Genomic DNA, 21,053 nt, shown 5'->3' on the forward strand with positions numbered 1-21,053 from the left:
GTGCCCCGCTCGCGTCGGCTGGGTCGCGCTCGGGATCGTGATGAACGCGCGCTACCGCGACCCCCAGTTCCACGCCGGCCGGTCGAGCATGCCCTGCCCCGCGACCTGCGTGCCGTCGGTCGCGCCCTCCAGCCGATGGGTGAGCGCGCCCGATCGCTCGAGCTCTGCGGCCAGACGTTCGGCGTGCGTGACGACGACGACCTGGGATCGAGCGGATGCCGCGGCGATGAGTTCGGCGAGGGGGTCGAGCAGGTCGGGGTGCAGGCTCGCCTCCGGCTCGTTCAAGACGAGGAGGGGGGCCGGGCGGGCGGGGAGGAGTGCCGCGCACAGCAGCAGATATCGCAGCGTGCCGTCGGAGAGCCTCACCGGCGGCGAGCGGACGAAGCAGTCCCGGCTGCCGCACCGCCAGGGTGAATCGACCGTCCGCCGCGTCGATCTGCACCCGGGTGCCCGGGAAGGCGCGGGCGACGGCACCGTCGAGATCCGCGCCGAAGCCGGCATCGCGGATGCTCGCCCAGACTGCCGCGAGGTTCTCGCCGCCGTGCGCCAGGGTGTGCGAGCGGGTACCGATCTGCGGCGTTCGGGCGGGGGCATCGGCGTCGACCCGGAAGTGGTCGTAGAAGCGCCAGCCCGCGAGGGTGCGTCGGAGCGTCAGGAGCTCGGGACCGGTGTCGCCGTCGGCGAGGTCGGTGACGATGCTCTCCCACGGCGCGAGCGGCTGGGCGAGGGTCGTCCAGGAATCCTCGCGGACGCGCGTCGCCGAGCCTGTGCGGTCGATGAGCAGCGCAGCCGGCTTCGCGACCGGCCCCGCGAACACCTGCTCGCGCTTGATCTCGGGGTCGCGGCTGAAGAGGTTCTGCGGGTCGGCCTGCGGGATGCCGAGGTCGACGAGGAAGCCGAGTTCGTCCGAGGCGTACCCGAGCTTCACCGCGATCGGTTCGCGCCGGACGGTGCCCTGGGTGCCGCCCGACTCGGGGCCTGCCCACAGCAGAGAGGGAAGTCCGCCTTCGCGGGCGACCGCCGCGATGAGCGACCCCGTGGCGGACTGCGCGAGAAGGCGCATCGCCCGGTACAGGTTGGACTTGCCCGACCCGTTCGGGCCGGTGATGACCGTCAGCGCGTCGAGCGGGAGCACCAGGTCGCGAAGCGACCGGTAGCCGGCGACGGCGAGGGTGGTGAGCACCCCGCCATCCTGTCAGGGGTGGACGACGTCGCCGTGGCGCGCCTGCAGCTGGGCGACGAACTCCTCGGCTGCCGCGAGCTGCTGGGCGAGGCGGTCACGGCGCTCCACCGCCTCGCCGGTCATCTCGGCGAGCCTGCCGTGCAGGTCGGCATCCGTCGCATCCCTTTCGAGACCATCGATGACCGTCAGGAGCTCACCCATCTGCTCCAGGCTGTAACCCAGCGGCTTCATGCGACGGATCAGCAGCAGTCGGGATTCGTCGTCGGGAGTGTAGAGACGGAATCCGCCCTCGCTCCGACCCGAGGGCGTGAGCAATCCGATGTCGTCGTAGTGGCGCAAGGTGCGCAGCGAAAGTCCGGTCCGCTCGGCCAGCTCGCCGATGTGCATCGTCCCCTCGTCCGCCATCGCTCCGATTTCCTCTCAAACCTCACGTTACGTTAGTGTTGCCCGGTCCAGGTCGTCTGACCCCGCCGTCCCCGAAGGAGCTCCGTGACCGCTGTCGTGCCCCGTGACGACCCCCGAGCTCGGTATCGGATCGAACCCACCGTAGGCCAAGCGCTGCGCAGCCCCCGCATCCTCACCCGTGAGGTGCTGGCGGGGCTCGTCGTGGCGATCGCGCTGATTCCCGAGGCGATCGCCTTCTCCATCATCGCCGGCGTGGATCCCCGACTCGGGCTGTTCTCGTCGTTCGTGATGGCGGTGGCGATCGCGTTCCTCGGCGGCCGCCCGGCGATGATCACCGCGGCCACCGGCGCGATCGCCCTCGTCATCGCTCCGGTCGCGCGGGAGTACGGCGTCGACTATCTCATCGCGACCGTCATCCTGGGCGGACTGATCCAGATCGTCTTCGCCGCGCTGGGGGTGGCGAAGCTGATGCGCTTCATCCCGCGCAGCGTCATGGTCGGGTTCGTCAACGCCCTCGCCATCCTCATCTTCACCGCCCAGTTCCCCCAGCTGTTCGGCGTCGACATCCCCTGGCTCGTCTGGCCGCTGGTCGCCGCGGGGCTCGTCATCATGTATCTGCTGCCGCGCTTGACCAAGGTCGTGCCCTCGCCGCTGGTCGCGATCGTGGTGCTGACCGCGGTCGTTGTCAGCTTCGGCGTCGCCGTGCCGACGGTGGGTGACCAGGGTGACCTTCCGGAGTCGCTGCCTCAACTGCTCATCCCGAACGTTCCGTTCACCCTCGAGACGCTCTCGATCATCGCGCCCTACGCGGTGGCGGTGGCGGTCGTGGGCCTTCTCGAGTCGCTGATGACGGCCAAGCTCGTCGACGACATCACCGACACCCACTCCCGCAAGACCCGCGAGGCCTTCGGTCAGGGCGGCGCGAACATCCTCTCCGGCATCTTCGGCGGGATGGGCGGCTGCGCGATGATCGGGCAGACGATGATCAACGTCAAGGCCTCGGGCGCCCGCACGCGCATCTCCACCTTCCTCGCGGGGGTCTTCCTCCTGGTGCTGGTCCTGGTCCTCGGCGACGTGGTCGCCGTCATCCCCATGGCCGCCCTCGTGGCGGTGATGATCGTCGTCTCGGTGGCCACTTTCGACTGGCACAGTGTGCGCCTGTCGACTCTGAAGCGCATGCCCAAGAGCGAGACGCTCGTGATGGTCGTGACGGTCGCCATCACCGTGTGGACTCACAACCTCGCCATCGGCGTGGGTGCGGGAGTCATCGCGGCGATGGTTCTCTTCGCCCGGCGCGTCGCACACTTCGTGACGGTGACCCGTCAGGTCGACGACGCGGCGGGGACGGCGCGGTACACCGTCGACGGCGAGCTCTTCTTCGCCTCGAGCAACGACCTCACGACGCAGTTCGAGTACTCCCGCGATCCCGACACCGTGACGATCGACATGTCGCGTTCGCACGTGTGGGATGCCTCGACCGTCGCAGCGCTCGACGCCATCCAGACCAAGTACACGCACCTCGGGAAATCCGTGACCTTCGAGGGCATGAACGACGCCACCACGCAGTTCCACGGGCGCCTGAGCGGCGGCCTCGGCGCCGGTCACTGACCGGGAGCTCGCGACTGCCTCAGCCGGTCGGAGAGCACCTTCGCCCCTGCGGATGACGCGAACCCGCCGTCGACCGGGATCTCGGCACCCGTGACGTAGGTCGCGGCATCGGACAGCAGGAACGCCACCATCTCGGCGACCTCCTCGGCCTCACCGGTGCGCTCGAGCGGTGTGAGGTCGAGCTGCGCGGCGCGCATCGCGGCCGGCGCGTTCGCCGTCATCGGCGTCTCGACGAACCCGGGATGCACGATGTTGACCCGCACCCCGCGCGGCCCGAGCTCGGTCGCCGCGGCATGGGTGAGGCCCCGCAGGGCCCACTTCGAGGTCGTGTAGGCGACGGGGTAGTGCCCGCTCACCGCTGCGATCGAGCCGACGTTCACGATCGACGACCCCTGGTCCATGAGTGTCGCGAGGGCCTGGATGCCGAGCATCGCCCCGGTCACGTTCACCGCGAGCACCCGGTTCCAGTCGGCAAGGGCGACCTCGCCGAGCCGCGCGCGGTGAGTGATTCCGGCGTTGTTGACGAGCCCCCGCACAGGTGGGCCGTCGGCGAGCTCGGCCGCGAGCGCACCCCACGCGCCCTCGTCGGCGACGTCCAGTCGACGGTAGGTCACCCCCGACCCCTCGAGGGCGGGAGCGGTGTCGCTGAGATCGGTCGCGATCACCCGCGCCCCCGCCTCCGCCAGGAGGAGCGCTTCGGCGGCCCCCTGTCCTCCGGCTGCGCCCGTCACGACCACCACGCGGTCGGCGAGTCCCGGATGACGCCCGCTCGGCGTCATCCGCTACTTCACGCCCTTCATCAGCGCCAGCACGGGCTTCACCGACACCAGCAGTCCGATACCGACGACGATCGCGAGCCCGCCGAGGATCGCGAAGTACGGACCCTCGTTGTCCACATCGAAGAACTGGGCGAGCCAGCCCGAGATGGAGGTGCCGAGCGCGACCGACAGGAAGAACAGCGCCACCATCTGGGTGTGGAACATCTCGGGCGCGAGCTTGGTGGTCACCGAGAGTCCCACGGGGGAGACCAGCAGCTCGGCCACGGTGAACACGAACAGGATGCCCACCAGCGCGAGGAGCGGGGTGGAGTTCGGCCCTCCGCCGGCGAACGGCAGGAAGAGCAGGAAGGCGAGGCCCATGATCATCGTGCCGATGGCGAACTTCACCGGTGTCGACGGCTGGCGGGTGCCGAGCTTCAGCCACAGGGTGGCGAAGACGCCCGAGAGGATGATGATGAAGATCGGGTTGATGGACTGCACCCACGACACCGGCATCGTCCAGCCGAAGATGTCGCGGTTCAGCTTCTGGTCGGAGTAGATCGTCACCACGGTGAACTGCTGCTGGTACAGCGACCAGAACGCCACGCTGGTGATGAACAGCGGCAGGAATCCCCAGACCCGAGAGCGCTCGGTCGAGGTGATGCGGCGGCTGGAGAGGATGACGAAGAAGTAGGCGATCGTCGCGCCGAGCGTGACCACGATGACCACCAGCGAGAGGTTGTCGACCGTGATGACGCCGACGAGCAGCAGCACCACGATGAGCCCGAGCCCGGCAGCGGCGATGCCGATGAAGAGGCCGTAGCGGTGGCGCGGAAGCGGGTTCGGCACGATGCTCGCCTCGGGCGGGAGCTGCTTGCGGCCGAAGGAGTACTGGATGAGCCCCAGGGCCATGCCGACCGCGGCCAGGCCGAAGCCCCAGTGGAACCCCATCGTCGTCTGCAGGAGACCGGTCAGGAGCGGCCCGAAGAACGCGCCGAGGTTGATGCCGAGGTAGAACAGCGAGAACCCGGCGTCGCGGCGCGGGTCATCGGCGGTGTACAGCGTGCCGACCACGGAGGTGGCGTTGGCCTTCAGTCCGCCCGATCCGAGGGCGACGAGGATGAGGCCGACGGTGACCCCGAGGAATCCGGGGAGGAGCGCGAGGGCGATGTGCCCCGCCATGATCACGATCGCGCTGTAGAAGAGCACCCGCTCGGAGCCGAGGATGCGATCGGCGATCCAGGCGCCGAGGATGGTGGAGAGGTAGACCGATCCGCCGTAGGCGCCGACGATGCCTGCCGCGACGGTCTCGGGCAGGCCGAGGCCGCCCTGCGTCGTGGAGTAGTAGAGGTAGATGAGCAGGATGCCCTGCATGCCGTAGAAGCTGAAGCGCTCCCACATCTCCACGCCGAAGACATGGGCGAGCGCCCACGGCTGGCCGAAGAACCGGGTGTCGTGGTCGCCCTTACCGCGCCCGAAGGCGGCCGCGGCGTCGGTGCCGCTGTCGTCGGCGGCGCGCTGCCCTGCGGGCGTGCGGGCTTCACGATCTGCGGCCGCCGTTGCGCCCGTGGGGGGTCCTACGGGCACCTGCTCCGGTGCCCGGTCGCGGTCGTCGCTGTCCATGCGATGACCATACGCCCGGGCGGGGGGCTCAGCCAGTGACGCGCTCGTGCTCCGGCAGCGCGGGGCGCCGTTCGCGCGAGTCGTGGCGGCGCGGGATGAAGAGGGCGACCACGAGCGCGACGATCGCCGCGGCGCCCCCGAGGATGAACGACATCTGGAACGCCGTGCCGGTCGGGACGTCGACACCCTGGAACGGGGTGACGTACGTGGCCAGTACAACGCCGATGACGGCGGCGGCGGTGCTCGTGCCGAGCGAGCGGAAGAGCGCGTTGAGTCCGTTGGAGGCGCCCGTCTCGGACTGCGGCACCGAGCGCATGATGAGCATCGGCATCGCGGCGTACCCGAAGCCGATTCCGACGCCGATGAGGATGTTCGCGACCAGGATCTCCCACACCTCGGTGGAGAACAGCAGCGTGTAGCCGTAGGCGGCGATGAGGGCGAGTGCGCCGAGGACGAGGAGCAGGCGCGGCCCGAAGAGGCGGGCCAGGCGCCCCGAGAAGGGAGAGAGGAGCATCATCATCAGCCCCGCCGGCATGACGACCAGGCTCGCGGCGATGAGCGAGAGCCCGAAGCCGCCGGTCGCGACGGGAAGCTCGAGCATCTGCGGGTAGACCACGTTCGATGCGAACAGCGAGAAGCCCATTGCGATCGAGGCGATGTTGGTCAGGAGCACCGGGCGGCGCGCGGCGACACGCAGATCGAGGAGCGGTTCGCTGATGCGCAGCTCGTACCAGCCCCACGCGACCAGGATGGCGAGCCCGCCGAGCCCGAGCGCCAGGACGGCGGGAGAGCCCCAGCCCCACTCGTTCCCCCGGGAGATCGCCAGCAGCACGCCCAGCAGGCCGATCGACATGCCGGCCGCGCCGACATAGTCGAAGCGCCCGGCGGTGCGCAGCGTACTCACCGGAACGATCCACAGCACCAGGCCGAAGACGACGACGCCGAGACCGGCCGACATCCAGAACAGCACATGCCAGTCGCTGCGCTCGGTGATGAGGGCGCTGATGGGAAGGCCCAGTGCCCCACCGACGCCGAGGGTCGCGCTGATGAGCGCGATGGCGGTGTCGACGCGGTTCTCGTGGAGCACGTCGCGGAGGATCGAGATCCCGAGCGGGACGACGCCGGTCACCGCCCCCTGCAGGGCGCGCCCGACGATCACCCCCACGATCCCGGGCGAGAGCGCGGCGATCACCGAACCGATGACGAGGAGGGTCAGGAGCACCAGCACGATGCGGCGCTTGCCGTACATGTCGCCGAGGCGCCCGGCGACGGGGGTGCTGATCGCGGCGGCCAGAAGGGTGGCGGTCACCACCCACGCGGTGTCTTCGCGGCTGGCGTCCAGAAGCTCGGGGAGCTTGGACTGGATGGGCACCACAAGGGTGAACATGAAGGATGACGCGAGCCCGGCGACGGCGAGCACGGCGACGATCGCCCCCTGTCGAGGGTTTCGGCTGAGGCTCTTCCGGGTGTCCTCAGCTCGATCTCGCACCGGGTAAGCCTACTCCCGTACAGCGAGTGCGGCGCTCGCTGAGTGAACAAGTGTGCGCTGAACGCACGGGCACTATCGCCGAGCTGATGCCCGGGGTGTCGCTGGAGCACTGGGGCACCCAGCGACGGGGAGAAGAACCTCGCGAGTAGGGTGAGGCCATGGCCGAGGCATCCGTTCCCACTCCGCCCGGAATAGCCCTTCGCCCACTCGACACGGTGGAGGCTGTCCACACTGCCTCGGCGGTGCTGTCGGAGGTGTGGGGCGGTGACCGATCGGGCATGCCGCCGAACCTCTTGCGCGCGCTCGCGCACACCGGCAATTACGCCATGGGTCTCTACGCCGAGGAGCGGATGGTCGGCGCCTCCGTCGCATTCTTCGCCGCGCCCGCCGCCCGCTCGATGCACTCGCACATCACCGGCGTCCTCCCCGGACACCAGAGCCAGGGTCTCGGGCGGATCCTCAAGCAGCATCAGCGCGAGTGGGCGCTCGCGCGCGACGTCGGGCACATCACCTGGACCTTCGACCCGCTCGTCGCGCGCAACGCCCACTTCAATCTCCAGGTGCTCGGCACAAGGGTCACCGAGTACCTGGTGAACCACTACGGCGCGATGGACGACGGGGTCAACCGGGGCGACCAGACCGATCGGATCCTGGTGTCGTGGGCGCTCGCCGCGCCGCCGGTGCCGACACCCGCCGATGACCGGGTCGTCGCCGAGGTGCCCGTGCCCTCCGACATCGCCGCGATCCGGCGCGACACTCCGGCCGAGGCGGCTGCCTGGCGCCGGCACGTGCGAGCAGCGCTGCTCGGGCGCCTCGCCGAGGGTCTCGTCATCGGCGGGTTCGACGCCTCCCGCGGCTACCTGCTGGTGCGGCCGTGATCCCGCCGGACTGGACCCCTCACCGCCGCGACGATGGCGAACTCATCGGCTGGATCTCGGTCGGCCGGCGTCCGAAACCGTCGACGCGCATCCCGCTCCCCTGGCCGGCGCTCGCTGCGCTGCGGCCGCGACGGCCGGACGACCCGGACGGGCGTCTGTTCGGCTGAGGGACGTATCAGATCCGCTGGCCGGGCCTCTCTTCTGATGACGCTGGGGGCGTCATGACAGGGGAGTCCGACATGAATCTGCGCACCACGATGTTCCCGACCACCGCTGACGGTGCGGCGCGTCGTCTCACCGCACGCATGGTGCGGCGACTTCGTCCGCGGCGGGCGCGCTCGACCTTCCGGCCGCTGAACGCATCGTCGGTCGGCTGACACGGGGGCACGGTCGATCCAGGGAGTAGCAGACCCCTGGAAGCTTCGGATGATCCAGGGCATGGTGGGGGATGCGAGACGAATCGTCATCCACCCGCTGACAGAACGGTCACGGCATGCCTGGGAACACCCCATCTCCCCATTCAGCGGACGACAGTGCCGACGATGCCGGTCGTCCCGCAGCGTCTTCCCGTGCGATCAGCGACCACGGGCTGATCGGTGATATGCGCTCGGCCGCGCTCGTCGCCGATGACGGGACGGTCGACTGGTTCTGCCCGGGCCGGTTCGATGCGCCCAGCGTCTTCGGGGCGATCCTCGACCCGGACCGCGGTGGCCACTGGCGGATCGGACCGACCGACCCCGAGGCGACGAGCCGGCAGTTCTATCTGCCGGACACCAATGTGCTCGTCACCCGTTTCGCAACAGCGAGCGGCGTGGTCGAGGTCTGGGACGCGATGATCGTCGAGCGCGCGCACGACACCGAGCACCGGCAGCGGTTGGTTCGCAACGTCGTGGGCGTCCGCGGCTCCCTCGACATGCGGTGCGAGATATCGCCGCAGTTCGATTACGGCAGGCGCCCGCATCGAGCGGACATCAGCGGTCACGGCGCGGTGTTCTCAGATGAGCGCACCGTTCTGAGCCTTCACACGCCCGTGGCGCTGCGGGTGGTCGACGCGACGGCGTCGGCGGAGATGACTGTCACCGTCGGGGACGAGTACGAGTTCATGCTCGTCGTCGGATCCCCCGGCGACGAGCAGGACGACTCCGTTCCGTCCACGCGGCCGTTGATCGACGCGACAGTCGCCTTCTGGCAGGGGTGGCTGCGGCAGTCGCAGTACCGCGGACGGTGGCGGGAAGCCGTGCACCGGTCAGCGCTGGTGTTGAAGCTGCTGACCCACGAACCGACCGGTGCCGTCATCGCCGCGCCCACCACGTCGCTTCCCGAAGTCCTCGGCGGCGAGCGGAACTGGGATTATCGACACGTCTGGGTGCGTGACGCCGCGTTCTCGATGTACGCCCTGCTGCGGCTGGGCTTCATCGAGGAGGCGCGGGGCTTCATCAACTGGCTCATGAGCCGGCTGGAAGACCGCGCCCACTGCGACGACAGCCTGGGACCGCTTCGGTCGATGTACGACATCGACGGCAACACCACCAGCGGGGAGTTCACCCTCGATCACTGGCGCGGGCACCGAGACAGCACGCCGGTTCGGGTGCGGAACGACGCCGCCGACCAGCTGCAGCTCGATGTCTACGGCGAGCTGATCGATTCCGTCTACCTGTACGACAAGCACAGTGACGGCATCGGTTACGACGATTGGAGCCGACTCACCGGAGCCGCAGACTGGCTCGCGGAGAATTGGCGGCGTCCCGATGAGGGGATCTGGGAGACCCGGGGCGGAAGGCGGGAGCACACCTACTCCCGGGTCATGAGCTGGGTGGCATTCGAGCGGTTGCTCCGCATGGCGCGCAGCCGCGGTCTGCCGGGAGATCTCCCGCAGTGGATGCGGGTGAAGGACGAGATCGCCGCCAGTGTCTTCTCCGACGGCTGGAACGACGAGCTCGGCGCCTTCACGCAGTACTCGCACAGCGACGTCCTCGACTCCTCTCTGCTGCTCATGCCGGCAGTGAAGTTCGTGTCGCCCTCCGACCCGCGGTTCCGTTCGACGGTCGCCGCGATCGAGCGGGAGCTCGTCACCGACACCCTCGTGTTCCGGTATCACGCCGCCCGATCCCCTGACGGCTTGAACGGCGAAGAGGGGACGTTCTCGATGTGCTCGTTCTGGTATGTCGAAGCACTCACCCGGACAGGGCGGCTGGATGAGGCGAAGCTCGCACTCGAGAAGATGTTCACCTACGCCAATCCGCTCGGACTCTATGCCGAGGAGGTCGGGCTGAACGGCGCGCAGCTCGGCAACTTCCCCCAGGCGTTCACCCACTTCTCCCTCATCAGCGCCGCAGTCAATCTCGATCGCGCGATCGGCTGACGCGGCAGACGGCCCCGCGCACCGCCTGAGACCCGGCGTACGCTGAGCGCATGCCCATCGCTCAGCCCGCGGCATCCGTGTCTATCGAGGGGTTCGAGCTGCGCGTGCTCCACCTGCCGCTGGTCTCGCCCTTCACGACCTCGTTCGGCACCGAGACGGTGCGCGAGGTGATCGTCGTCCGGGCCCTCACCGCCGACGGCGACGGGTGGGGGGAGGTCGTCACGGGGGCGGCGCCGCTGTACTCCAGCGAGTACACCCAGGGTGCGTGGGACGTCGCGACACGCTTCCTCGTGCCGGCCCTGCTCGAGCGCGGGCGGGTCGCGCCCCACGAGGTGCCCGGCGTCTTCGCTCCCATCGTCGGACACCGCATGGCCAAGGCCGGCCTCGAACTCGCCGTCCTCGATGCGGCGCTGCGCGCCGAGTCGCGCTCGCTCGGGGCGTTCCTGGGGGCGAAGGTCGACCGGGTGCCCTCCGGCGTCTCGGTGGGACTGCAGCGCGACCCGGCGGCGCTCGCCGACGCCGTCGGCGCCTACCTCGCCGAGGGGTACGTGCGCATCAAGATCAAGATCAAGCCAGGGCGGGATGTCGCCGACACCGCCGCCGTGCGCGACGCGTTCGGCGAGGTGCCGCTGCAGGTCGACGCGAACTCGGCGTACACCCTCGCCGACATCGACACCCTGGCGGCTCTCGACGCCTTCGATCTGCTCCTGATCGAGCAGCCGCTGCAGGAGGACGACCTCGTCGACCACGCCGTGCTCGCCGAGCGCGTGCGCACGCCCATCTGCCTGGACGAGTCGATCGTCTCGGCCAAGGCCGCCGGTGATGCGCTCGCGCTGGCGGCGGCGTCGGTGATCAACATCAAGGCGGGCCGGGTAGGGGGGTATCTCGAGGCGGTGCGCATCCACGACCTGTGCGTGGCCGCGGGGGTGCCCGTCTGGTGCGGCGGCATGCTCGAGACCGGCATCGGTCGGGCCGCCAATGCGGCCCTCGCCGCCCTTCCCGGCTTCACGCTGCCCGGCGACGTGTCGGCGGCGAGCAGGTTCTACCACCGCGACATCGTGACCGAGCCCGCGGTGCTCGAAGACGGGCACGTGCGGGTGCCGACCGGCCCGGGGCTCGGAGTCGAGATCGATCGGTCGTTCCTCGACGAGGTCACCGCGGAGCGGGTCGAGATCCGGAGATAGCGCCGGTGCGGTGTCCCCAACTCCTGCAGATCGGTGGTCGACGTCGTCGACACGCCGAGCGGAAGGTCCATGGTCGCCGATTCTGCAGGAGTTCGGTCGCCCTCGCCGTCGGGCTCCTCCTGACGGGCTGCGCCGGTGGCGGCGAACCGGGTGATGCTGCCTCCCCCGGCGCGCCGGCCCTCCCCGACGGCGTCACCGTGGAGATCGTCCAGCTGCGCGCCGACGTCGCGGTGCGTCAGGCGCAGGTGCACGTCGTCAACGACGGCGACACCGACCTCGAGATCGGCGAGGTCGCCGTCGACGACCCCCGCTTCGTCGCCCCCGCGTCCCGCGTACTCCCCGGCCGCACGAGCCGCGTGCCCGCCGGCGGCGAGGTCGACATCCGTGTACAGCTGCCGGAGGTGGCGTGCTCCGCCCGCGAGGCGGACACGGCGGACTCGACGGCGGAGCCGACCGTGGAGCTGACGTTCCTCGCCGACGGCATCGAGAGCACCGCGCGCGTCGCCGCTGCCGACCCTCTGGGCTTCCTCGCGCCCCTCCACGAGCGGGAGTGCCGGGCGGCCGCGCTCGCCGAGGCCGCGACGCTGGAATTCACCGGGTTCGCTCCCGCGGCGACGGGAGCGCCGGCAACCCTCGAGCTGACGGCGACCCCGACCGGTCGCGGCGGAGAGGCGACGGTCGTCGCGGTGCAGGCGACCAACCTGCTCGACTTCGGCCCGGCGACCGTCGACGGGGCGTTCCCGCTCGATCTGCGGGTGTCGCCCGGCGACGCCGAGCCCGTCGTCGTCGACATCCCGATCCTCCCCTCGCGGTGCGATCCGCACGCGGTGCAGGAGGACAAGCGGGGCACGATCTTCGACGTCCGGCTGAGCATCGACGGTGAGCCGGGAGAGATCGAGCTCTTCGTCGGCGACGCGCTTCGCGGCGACATCCTCACCTGGGTGTCGAGCTGGTGCGGGTTCTCAGGCTCGGACTAGTCCTCGCGCGCCGGACCCACCCCGCCGTGCACCGCGATGCCGTCGAGGGCATCGAGGATCGCCACGCCGAGCGACCCGCCGGCATGCCAGGGGGTGTATGCCTCGGTCCACCAGCGGGTGGTCTCGGGCGGCGTCACGCCTGGCAGCACGCGCGCCAGCTCGCGGACCTCGGGCACGAGGCGCGGTCGCAGCACCGACAGCACCACGACGCCGTCGGCGATGACCTGCAGAACAGCGCCGTCATCCAGGGGGCGCAGCTCGAAGGGTGCGTCGCCGCCGGACACCCGGTCGTGGACGGATGCCGCGGCCCGGCCGATCGCGGTGGCATCGACCGGGTCGGGGGTGAGCACCACGCTGCTACGAGGCATCGGACATCCTCCGTCGGCGTCGCGGACCCGGTGCCGCGGTTTCGGGCTGTGGCGCCGGCTGTGGCGCCGGCGCCGGCGCCGAAACCGCTCCGGCTTCGAAGCGCGCCACCTGAACAAGCGTCGGCCGCTCGCCACGCCGCGCGAGGCGTCCGCGGCCGGCGATCATCGGCTCGGCATACAGCTTGGGGAGCAGCTGCCCCTCGGCGCGGTCGCCCGACATGATCAGGGCCGTGCCGCCGGTGTCTCGGATGCCCTGCAGCGCCAGGTCGAACATCGCGCGCGAGGCTCCGGCGACCGGCCGGCTGACCACGACGTTCAGGCGCAGGTCGCGCGCCGAGGCGAGGTAGGGCAGAAGCGGGCGGAGCGGCTCGGTGCCGCCGGCGGCGAGGATGTCGAAGTCGTCGGCGACGACCAGGATGCGGGGGCCTGGGGCCGATCGGTCGATTGCGCGCTTCTCGAGCTCGGTCGCGATCGACTCCGCCAGCTGGCGTCCCTGACGACCCGAGGTGGCGTGTCCGCCGAGGTAGGCGTCGGGCACGTCCGCGGCGAGCTCACCGCGCGCGTCGAGCAGGCCGACGACGAGCTCTTCGGGCGAGTAGCGGTCGATCGCGCCCTGCACGACGCCCCGGAGGGTCGTGGTCTTGCCGCAGCGACTGTCGCCGAAGACGAGCAGGTGCGGGTCGCCGGTGGCGAGGTCGAGGGCGACCGGCTGCATGGTGTCCTGGCGGATGCCGAAGGGGATCGCATCGGGCTCGTCGAGCGCGTCGGGAAGCTCGGCGGGCTCGAGCACCTCGGGGAGGAGCCGGATGGGCGCGGCCTCGGGCCCCTGCCACCGCGCGGCGCTCTCGCGGGCGATGCGTTCGAGGGCGGCGCCGATGTCGTCGTCGGCCTCCTCCAGGAGCGGCAGCGCGATCTGGGCGAACAGCTTCTCGTCGGTGAGCACCCGGCCCGGCTCGTCGGCGCGGAGGGTGGTGGAGAGCTTGCGGGCGATCTGCGAGTCGGCCGGATCGTTGAGCTTCAGCCCCAGGCGCGTGCCGACGAGGTTCTGCAGGTTCATCCGCAGCTCGTTCCAGCGAGACAGGGTCACCACGACGTGGATGCCGAAACTGCCGCCGCGCTCGAGCAGCTGCGCGATGGGTGCCTCGAGGTCTTCGAACTCGGTGCGGACGGCGCCGAGGCCATCGACGAGCAGCACCACGTCGGCGCTCGGGAGCTCGGGGAGCCGACCGGCGGCGTGCTGGCGGCGCATGTCCGCGAGGGAATCGAGGTTCTGCTCGCGGAAGACCCGCTCCCGCACGGCCAGCATGCCGGTGAGCTCTTCCAGCAGTCGTCCCAGACGCTCCCGGTGCCCGCGTGTGGCGACGCCGCCGACGTGGGGGAAGGGCTCGATCCGCGCCAGTCCACCGCCGGTGAGGTCCATGCCGTAGACGCTCACCTCGCGCGGCGAGTGGGTGAAGGCGAGCGCGGTCGCGAGGGTTCGCAGGAACGTCGACCGGCCCGACTGCGGGGCGCCCATGATCGACACGTGACCGCCCGAGCGGGTGAGGTCGAGCAGCCACGGCTCCTGCCGCTGCCGGCTCGGGTCATCGAGCAGGCCGATGGGCGCCTTCAGGGTGCCGGCGACGCTCTCGCCCTCGCTGCTGGGGAGCACCCCGCCGAGGGTGAGCACGGGCGGGAGAGGCGGAAGCCACACCGGGCGGGTGCGCGCGACACCGCGTGCGACGCGCTCGGTCGCGGCCTGCACCAGGGTGCGCCCGGTGAGGGGAACCTCGGGCTGCGAGCTGTCGAGCCCGTCGGGGTCGCCGGGGTCGACGTCCGCGACACGGACGTCGTACGGCGGCAGGGGCAGCACCGGCGGCGCCGCCTCGCGCTCGGGGCCGCGTTCGACCCGCTCGGGCACGGGGCCCGAGACGAATCCTGCGCGGAACCGCGTGTAGACCGAGGTGTCGACCTTGAGGTAGCCGAACCCGGGGATCGCGGGCAGATGGAACGCGTCGGGGCTGTCGAGCACGACGGCCGACTCGGCCTCGCTGAAGGTGCGCAGGCCGATGCGGTACGACAGGTAGGTGTCGAGGCCGCGCAGGCGCCCCGCCTCGATGCGCTGGCTCGAGAGCAGCAGGTGCACGCCGATCGATCGACCGATGCGCCCGATGGTGAGGAGAAGCTCGACGAAGTCGGGCTCGGCGGTGAGAAGCTCGCCGAATTCGTCGATGACGAGGAAGAGGTGCGGGAGCGGCGGAAGATCGTCGCGTTCGCGACGCAGCTGGCGGTAGTGCCCGATGGATGCCGCGTTGCCGGCCTCCTTCAGCAGGCGCTGGCGGCGCACCACCTCGCCCTGGATGCTCGCGCGGGCCCGCTCGGTCAGCTGCGGGTCGTCGGCGAGGTTGTCGATGATGCCGGCCACATGGGGGAGCTGGGCGAACGGCGCGAAGGCCGCGCCGCCCTTGTAGTCGACGAGGATCATCGACAGATCGTCGGGGGCGTGGGTCAGGGCGAGCCCGAGGATGAGCGTGCGCAGCAGCTCGCTCTTGCCCGATCCGGTCGCTCCGATGCAGATGCCGTGGGGGCCCATGCCGAGCTGGGCCGATTCCTTCAGGTCGAGCAGAACCGGAGCGCCGCTGTCGTCGATGCCGATCGGCACGCGCAGGAAGTCTCCGGCGCTGCGGGGACGCCAGGCCGAGCCGACATCGATCGTGTCGACGTCGGCGACGCCGAGCAGCTCGGTGACGTCGGGGGCGAGCACGGTCCCGCTGTCGGTGGAGCTCGTGCGGGTGAGGCGGAGGCCGGCGAGGGGACGGCCGATCACCTCGAGGAGTGCGATGTCGACGGGGTCGGGCTGGATGTCGGTGACGGCGGGGACGCCGGTTCCCGGCGTCTCCACGGTGGCGGTCCCTTCTGCGAGGGTGATGCGCGTGGCGACGGTCGAGGGCTCCTTCAGTCGGTCGTCGACGACGTGGACGACGGTGACACCGAGGTCGGCGAGGTCGAAGGCGGCATCGATGCGCGGGAGCGCGGTCGCGGCCGCTCCGTCCTCGTCGATGAAGATGACGAGACGTCCGGGCTTGGTGCGTCGCCCGGCGCGGCGGGCTGCGGCGGTGGCGGCGGCTCGGTCTCGCAGCTCGTCGCGCAGCAGGGTGAGGAGCTCCGGCAGGGACGGCGCGATGCGGCGGGCGGCGAGGGCGCCGGCGGGGATGTCGCTCGCGGCGACGTGGGGCAGCAGGTCGAATCCGCGCCACTCGTCGCGCACCCGCTCGGGGAGGACGGCGGCCAGGTGGACGTCGTCTGGCGAGTGCAGTGCGGCGATCTGCGCGGCGATCCCGCGGCACACCTGGAGGGCTGCCTCGCGGTCCCCGACGATCGAGACCTGGCCGCCCCGCTCGAGGTCGATCTGGGCCGGCATGCCCTGCGAGAGACCGGCGAGGCGTACCATCCGCTCGGCTGATTCGCGCATCACCGGGTCGAACGGCTGCACCGGATTCTGCTCCGGCGGCAGCGCGACCTCGACCGCGCGCAGGTCGGCGGTGCCGATCCTGACGCGCAGGAAATCGGCGTCGCTCGGGCGGCGCTCCCACCGTCGCGCCGGATTGAGCGCGACCTCGACGAGGGTCGCCGGCGCCGGATGGAGGGCGAGCAGGGACTCGCGATGGGCGTCGGCGAGCTCGCGCACGTCGCCGCGGGTGCGCTCGAGGTAGTCGAGATACCGCTCGCGCTGCAGGCGGCGCTGGCGCGCGGCGTTGCCGCGCGAGCCGAAGGCCATGCCGACTCCGCCGACCAGGGCGACGACGAGGATGACGGCGCCGACGACGACCATGATCGGGTTGTTGCGCAGCAGCACGATCATCGTGATCGACGACAGGCTCCCCACGACCGGGAGGAGGGACTGGATGGGGAAGCCCGAAGCCCCTTCGCCGAGGGGAGGCGGCGGCGCGAGCATGATGTCGGCCGGCGGCTCGACCGGGGTGGTGAGGCGCGCGGGGCGGTGGATGACGCGAAGGGTCATGCGCTGACCTCCCGTCCGCCGGCCACGAGGGATGCGGCAAGGCTCAGGACGGCGCGGCGCGCGGCCCGCGGAGCGCGTGGGATGAAGACGACCGGATGCGAGGAGGTCATCGCGATCGCTCGTGCCACCGCCGAGGAGTCGGGATCGGTGTCGGTGAGCGCCAGAACCACGGCGGGCGCTTCGGGCAGCGCCTGGATCGCGGGGACGACCGCGCGGGCGTTCTCGGCCGCGAGGCGGGTCGCGTCGGCGACGAGGCACACGACATCGCTGAGCGCGGCGCAGGAACCGAGGTCGGCGAGGGGGTGGTGGGCGCCGAAATCGGTGACGGCCACCTCGAAGAATCGGGTGATCGGCGCCGCCTCAGCCAGCCACGCGCCCACCGGATCGCCGGCGGCAGGTGGGCGGAGGCCGACGATGCCGCGGCGGTCCTCGAGCCCGGTCAGTGCCTCCGCGGTCGTCCGCGCGCCGGCGCGCGTCTCGTTCGGCGCCGTCTCGGCGACTTCGAGCGCCCGTGCCAGGCCGCCGTCGGGGGTGACGTCGACGGTGAGCACCGACTCGGGGCGACGTGCAGTGACGGCGCGGGTCACCTGCAGTGCGAGGTGTGTGATCGACTCGTGCGGCGAGAGCGAGAGGAAGCCGATGCGACGCGTCGTGGACAGCGGAGCGCGGATCGCGGCATCCTGGGTTGCCAGCACGGTCTGCGCGGCGGTGGCGCTGCCGAAGACGATGCGGGGAAGCGAAGCGAGCCCCTGACTCATGCGCCGCCGCCGAACATACCGAGGAGCTCGTCGTAGACGCCGAGCGCACCGAGGAGCAGCGGCAGCAGCGACGCGACGGCGAGGGTCTCGAGGATGTTGCCGAGCCCGCGCAGGCGCGCGCGGGCGGCGGGCTTGGGCGAGACGATGCTCGCGGCGGCGATGACGGCGGCGACCGCGACGCCGACGGCGGGGGCGATCCAGCCGAGGGCGGCCAGCTGCGTGAGGAACGCGGTGAGCGCGATCGCACCGACCGCGGCCCAGAGCGCCCAGCCCTGCGCGCGGAGGGGGAACGCGCGGAAGCGGAGGGCCGCGACCACGGTGATGGCGAGGGCGACCAACCCCGGCCACAGCGCATCGGCGAGAACGAGTGCCACCCCGGTGATGGCGAGGGCGGCGGCGACCGCGACCACGCTCCAGGTGAGGGCGGCGTACGCGTCGTCGATCGCCGAGAACGCCCGGCCTCGGCCGATGCGGTCCCCGGCGGCGGCCTGGGTGTCGAGGGTGGTGAGCCCGGCGGCCGACAGGGCGATCCACGGGAGGGGCCCCGTGGCGAAGGCGGCCACGACCCCGGTGATCGCGGCGGCGGCCGGGTCGGGGACGCCGGCGAGAAGGAGGACGAGGAGGAGCGTGCCGAGCACCGCCCCGAGAGCGCCGCCGGCGAGGGCGCCGGGAGCGCGACGGGCGACACCGATCGCCACGAGGACGGTGGTGGAGGCGGTGGCGAGTCCGACAGCAGCACCCACGAGCAGGTCGGAGGTGAGGGTGGCGGCGGCGATCGCGAGCACGGCGGCGACCCCTGCGGCGGCTGCCCCGACTGCGGCCGACACGCGACCGAGCCCGCCGAGCCCGAGCCCGGCTGAGGCGGCGAGGAGGATCGCGAACGCCGCGATCTGGGTCGCCGCGGCCGCATCGCCCGGCAGTGGCAGGAGCAGGGCGCCGCCGCCGACGGCCACCGCGATGCCGATGCCGGCCGCGAGGGCCCGGGCGCGCGAGTCCCACCGGTCGGGACGACCGTCGTGGGCGTCGGCCGCCGCGTCGGTCACGTCGATGACCACAGGCGACGGGGGCGCGGCCTCGAGCCGCTCGAGCCGGAGCAGCGTGCCATCGAGCAGGTCGAGCTGCGTGGGCGTGCGGGCGATGTCGAGCTGTTCGCCGTCGGGGGTGACGAGGGTGAGCGGGCGGGCGACGGTGCCCTCGGTCTCCCCGAGGAGGTCGAGCAGGCGCGGCAGTGCCGAGCCGAGGGACTCGTCGCTCGGAACGACGACCTCGGCACGGGCGCGGGCACCGGCGACGGTGACGCGGGTGTAGATGCTCACAGGGTCTCCGTTGTCTCGGTCAGAGCGGAAAGGGGCAGGACGATTCCTGCCGGGACGGCGTTCGCCTGCTCGCGGGCGGCGGCCTGATCGGCCAGGAGCTGGCTGACGAACGAGATGCCCGCGCAGACCGCGCAGGCGATCGCGGCGACGATGATCGAGCCGATCAGCCGCTTCATGTGGTCGTTGACGGTGCGGCGCTCATCGATATGTCCGTAGAGGAGGGCCGACCCCAGTCGCATCCGCTGGATCTTCGCCTGCTCGATGAGCACGGCGTCCTTCTGATCAGGCATCTTCTGTACCTCTGCCTTCGAAGAACAGGCGCGCGACGGCGGGCGAGAGCCCGAGGAGGCGCCACAGACGTTCGCGTTCGAGCGGGGCGACGACCTCATCCAAGCGCTGCCACCCGCCGCCGTCGATCGACCCCAGGGGGATCAAGACGCCGGGGAGGCGCGGGCTGCCGACGGTGGTGCCGCCGACCTGGGCCGTCCACGCGGCGGCGTCGACACCGAGGGCGCGGACGCCCGGCGGGCCGACGAGCAGGGCCAGGGGTTCGGGGGCAGGGGAGGCGGTGGCGCGGCGAGCCAGATCGGGCGATCCGATCGAGCCGAGCACCACGCCGATGAGCGGCATGCCGACTGTGGCCGCGGCCGCGAGCGACCTACGGGCGAGCCCGGCGAGATCGGTCGAGGCCGCGTCATCCGCTCCGGCCACGTCGGCGACGACCCGTGTCGTCTCCTCGAGACCTTGACCGGTGCGACTGACGTGAACAGTCGCGGCCAGGGGTCGGGGAGAAGCGGAGACGGCGACCCAGCGGCTGTCGTTCGGCATGCGCCGGCGGCTGCGCTCGGTGAGGTCGTCGCGATCCCACTCGGCGAGAAGGGGTTCGAGGGCGCCCCAGTGCGTGGGCGGCGCCTGGGTGACGACCTCCGACACCGCGTCGAGGACGCCGCCGAGGCGCACGGGGCGGCTCACCCGGTGACGGGTGGAGACGGTGACGACCAGCTGCAGGCGACTGCGGATCGTGGCGCGGAGGAAGGCGGGGTGCACGCGGGCCGGGTCCAGCCGGCCGCCCAGGGACAGTACGGCAGCGGGTGCGTCGAGGCGGGTGCCGGAGCGGGCGTCGTAGAAGCCGTCGGCGTGGGTGCGGACGATCCAATGCCCCTGCGTCGAGGACAGCGCTTCGGCCAGGGGCTCGGTCATCCGGGCATGCTCGCCCGAGACGATCAGGGGTCTACGGCCCTCGGCGGCGGTGCGCCCGATGAGATCGCTGAGCCCCTGCGAAAGGCTGAGCACCTCGCTGTGGATCTCAGTGAGCACCCAGCCTTCGCCGGTCGCATCGGCGAGGGGATGGTCGATCGTGAGCGTCATCGCGCCTCCGTCACCGAGAGGCTCCGATCGCCGAGGTCGATCTCGGCGGGGAGGGGAAGCGGGGTGCGCTGGTGTGCGAGGAGCGGATGCCGGTTGCCGGCAGTGCGCACGAAGGTGCCGTTGGTCGAGCCGAGGTCGGTGATCCACAGGCGCGCGCCGTCCCACTCCAGGCGTGCGTGCGACTTGGACAGCGAGCGCGAGAGATCGGGCCATTGGAACGCTTCGGCCGGGGCGTCGGCGGGAGCGGTGGGCGTGCGTCCGAGGATGAGGGCGGATTCGAGGGAGAGGCGCTCGCCGGAGTCGAGGCGGACGAGCGGCACACCCCCGCGGGCGGCGGGTCGGGGCCGGGGCGCCGGTGCCGGCGTCTGCGGGAAGGTCACGGGGGCCAGAGCCGGTGCGAAGGGGTCGCGGCCGCGCCGCAGGTCGAAGGTCTCGAGCTTTCCGCGCAGCAGCGCCGGGAGGAATGAGCGGCCTGCGGCCGCGCCGGTGAGCGCCTTCACCGTGCGCAATCCCACGGCGAGCCCGCCGAGGGCGCGGCCCGTGCGGGCGAACTGCCAGGCGGTGAGGGCGATGAGGATCGCGGCGATGACGAGAAGCGCGGCGCCGAGGGCAGGCGCTCCCGTGACGAGGGCGAGCATGCCGCCGATCGTGGCCACCAGCGGAGCAGCGAGGTCGATGAAGACGGCCCCCGCGAACTGGCCGGCCCGAGCGCGGGCGGTGAGCACGAGGGGGTCGACGTCAGCCAAGCGCAGCGAATCCTGTGTGGTCATCGTGTT

At 71.4% G+C, this 21,053-nt stretch carries 18 protein-coding genes and 1 pseudogene; 7 read left to right on the forward strand and 12 right to left on the reverse strand.

The annotated features are described in order from the left end of the window. Positions 1-51: 51 nt before the first annotated feature. Positions 52-1,183: pseudogene (locus QSU92_RS10875) on the reverse strand (AAA family ATPase). Positions 1,184-1,195: 12 nt separating this feature from the next. Then, complete coding sequence (locus tag QSU92_RS10880; protein WP_289261708.1) at positions 1,196-1,588, reverse strand: MerR family transcriptional regulator; 393 nt, start codon at positions 1,586-1,588, stop codon at positions 1,196-1,198. 84 nt (positions 1,589-1,672) lie between these two features. On the opposite strand from QSU92_RS10880, the gene QSU92_RS10885 reads away from it, so the two are divergent. Then, the gene (locus QSU92_RS10885) at positions 1,673-3,196 is read left to right on the forward strand and encodes a SulP family inorganic anion transporter (RefSeq protein ID WP_289261710.1); all 1,524 of its coding nucleotides are present in this window, start codon (positions 1,673-1,675) and stop codon (positions 3,194-3,196) included. Here QSU92_RS10885 and QSU92_RS10890 read toward each other — a convergent pair. The 3 genes from QSU92_RS10890 to QSU92_RS10900 are packed head-to-tail and all read right to left on the reverse strand — an operon-like array spanning position 3,190 to position 6,964. After that, entirely contained in the window at positions 3,190-3,975 is a 786-nt protein-coding gene (locus tag QSU92_RS10890; RefSeq protein ID WP_289261712.1) for an SDR family NAD(P)-dependent oxidoreductase, read from the reverse strand. The genes QSU92_RS10885 and QSU92_RS10890 overlap by 7 nt on opposite strands. Positions 3,976-3,978: 3 nt before the next feature. Continuing rightward, positions 3,979-5,577 (reverse strand): peptide MFS transporter, encoded by a 1,599-nt coding sequence (locus QSU92_RS10895; RefSeq protein ID WP_479724388.1) that lies wholly within the window; start codon positions 5,575-5,577, stop codon positions 3,979-3,981. 28 nt (positions 5,578-5,605) lie between these two features. Beyond that, positions 5,606-6,964, reverse strand: a complete 1,359-nt coding sequence (locus QSU92_RS10900; protein WP_289265884.1) for an MFS transporter — start codon at positions 6,962-6,964, stop codon at positions 5,606-5,608. Between the two features lie 260 nt (positions 6,965-7,224). Here QSU92_RS10900 and QSU92_RS10905 point away from each other — a divergent pair, with 260 nt between their 5' ends. The 6 genes from QSU92_RS10905 to QSU92_RS10930 all read left to right on the forward strand — a co-directional run bounded on the left by QSU92_RS10905 (position 7,225) and on the right by QSU92_RS10930 (position 12,467). Then, positions 7,225-7,944 carry a GNAT family N-acetyltransferase gene (locus tag QSU92_RS10905; protein ID WP_289261714.1) on the forward strand — a complete coding sequence of 240 codons (720 nt, stop codon included), beginning with the start codon at positions 7,225-7,227 and terminating at the stop codon, positions 7,942-7,944. Next, positions 7,941-8,111, forward strand: a complete 171-nt coding sequence (locus tag QSU92_RS10910) for a hypothetical protein (protein ID WP_289261716.1) — start codon at positions 7,941-7,943, stop codon at positions 8,109-8,111. Before QSU92_RS10905 ends, QSU92_RS10910 begins: the two co-directional genes overlap by 4 nt. 72 nt (positions 8,112-8,183) lie before the next feature. Then, positions 8,184-8,321, forward strand: coding sequence for a hypothetical protein (locus QSU92_RS10915; protein ID WP_289261718.1), 138 nt, complete (start codon positions 8,184-8,186; stop codon positions 8,319-8,321). A 116-nt stretch (positions 8,322-8,437) separates the two neighbouring features. After that, positions 8,438-10,306: a glycoside hydrolase family 15 protein gene (locus QSU92_RS10920; protein ID WP_289261721.1), complete on the forward strand. Its 1,869-nt coding sequence runs from the start codon at positions 8,438-8,440 to the stop codon at positions 10,304-10,306. A gap of 50 nt (positions 10,307-10,356) precedes the next feature. Then, positions 10,357-11,490 carry an o-succinylbenzoate synthase gene (gene menC, locus QSU92_RS10925; protein WP_289261723.1) on the forward strand — a complete coding sequence of 378 codons (1,134 nt, stop codon included), beginning with the start codon at positions 10,357-10,359 and terminating at the stop codon, positions 11,488-11,490. Between the two features lie 5 nt (positions 11,491-11,495). After that, the gene (locus QSU92_RS10930; RefSeq protein WP_289261725.1) at positions 11,496-12,467 is read left to right on the forward strand and encodes a hypothetical protein; all 972 of its coding nucleotides are present in this window, start codon (positions 11,496-11,498) and stop codon (positions 12,465-12,467) included. Here QSU92_RS10930 and QSU92_RS10935 read toward each other — a convergent pair. From QSU92_RS10935 to QSU92_RS10965, 7 genes are read right to left on the reverse strand one after another with little or no spacing between them, the layout of a single operon-like run. Then, a complete protein-coding gene (locus tag QSU92_RS10935; RefSeq protein WP_289261726.1) occupies positions 12,464-12,835 on the reverse strand; it encodes a hypothetical protein in 372 nt (123 codons plus the stop codon). The two genes, QSU92_RS10930 and QSU92_RS10935, sit on opposite strands and share 4 nt — an antisense overlap. Next, positions 12,825-16,835: a type VII secretion protein EccCa gene (gene eccCa, locus QSU92_RS10940; protein ID WP_289261728.1), complete on the reverse strand. Its 4,011-nt coding sequence runs from the start codon at positions 16,833-16,835 to the stop codon at positions 12,825-12,827. The genes QSU92_RS10935 and eccCa overlap by 11 nt, the downstream gene beginning before the upstream one ends. Continuing rightward, positions 16,832-17,593 (reverse strand): hypothetical protein, encoded by a 762-nt coding sequence (locus QSU92_RS10945; protein WP_289261730.1) that lies wholly within the window; start codon positions 17,591-17,593, stop codon positions 16,832-16,834. The genes eccCa and QSU92_RS10945 overlap by 4 nt, the downstream gene beginning before the upstream one ends. Continuing rightward, on the reverse strand, positions 17,590-18,909 hold the full coding sequence (locus QSU92_RS10950; protein WP_289261732.1) for an EsaB/YukD family protein: 1,320 nt from the start codon (positions 18,907-18,909) through the stop codon (positions 17,590-17,592). Before QSU92_RS10950 ends, QSU92_RS10945 begins: the two co-directional genes overlap by 4 nt. Then, positions 18,906-19,199 carry a hypothetical protein gene (locus tag QSU92_RS10955; protein WP_289261734.1) on the reverse strand — a complete coding sequence of 98 codons (294 nt, stop codon included), beginning with the start codon at positions 19,197-19,199 and terminating at the stop codon, positions 18,906-18,908. Before QSU92_RS10955 ends, QSU92_RS10950 begins: the two co-directional genes overlap by 4 nt. Continuing rightward, positions 19,192-20,277 carry a DUF6177 family protein gene (locus QSU92_RS10960; RefSeq protein WP_289261736.1) on the reverse strand — a complete coding sequence of 362 codons (1,086 nt, stop codon included), beginning with the start codon at positions 20,275-20,277 and terminating at the stop codon, positions 19,192-19,194. Before QSU92_RS10960 ends, QSU92_RS10955 begins: the two co-directional genes overlap by 8 nt. Next, positions 20,274-21,047 (reverse strand): FHA domain-containing protein, encoded by a 774-nt coding sequence (locus QSU92_RS10965; protein ID WP_289261738.1) that lies wholly within the window; start codon positions 21,045-21,047, stop codon positions 20,274-20,276. The genes QSU92_RS10960 and QSU92_RS10965 overlap by 4 nt, the downstream gene beginning before the upstream one ends. Between the last annotated feature and the right edge of the window lie 6 nt (positions 21,048-21,053).

It is taken from the genome of Microbacterium sp. ET2, assembly GCF_030347395.1.
Taxonomy (GTDB): Bacteria; Actinomycetota; Actinomycetes; order Actinomycetales; family Microbacteriaceae; genus Microbacterium; species Microbacterium albipurpureum.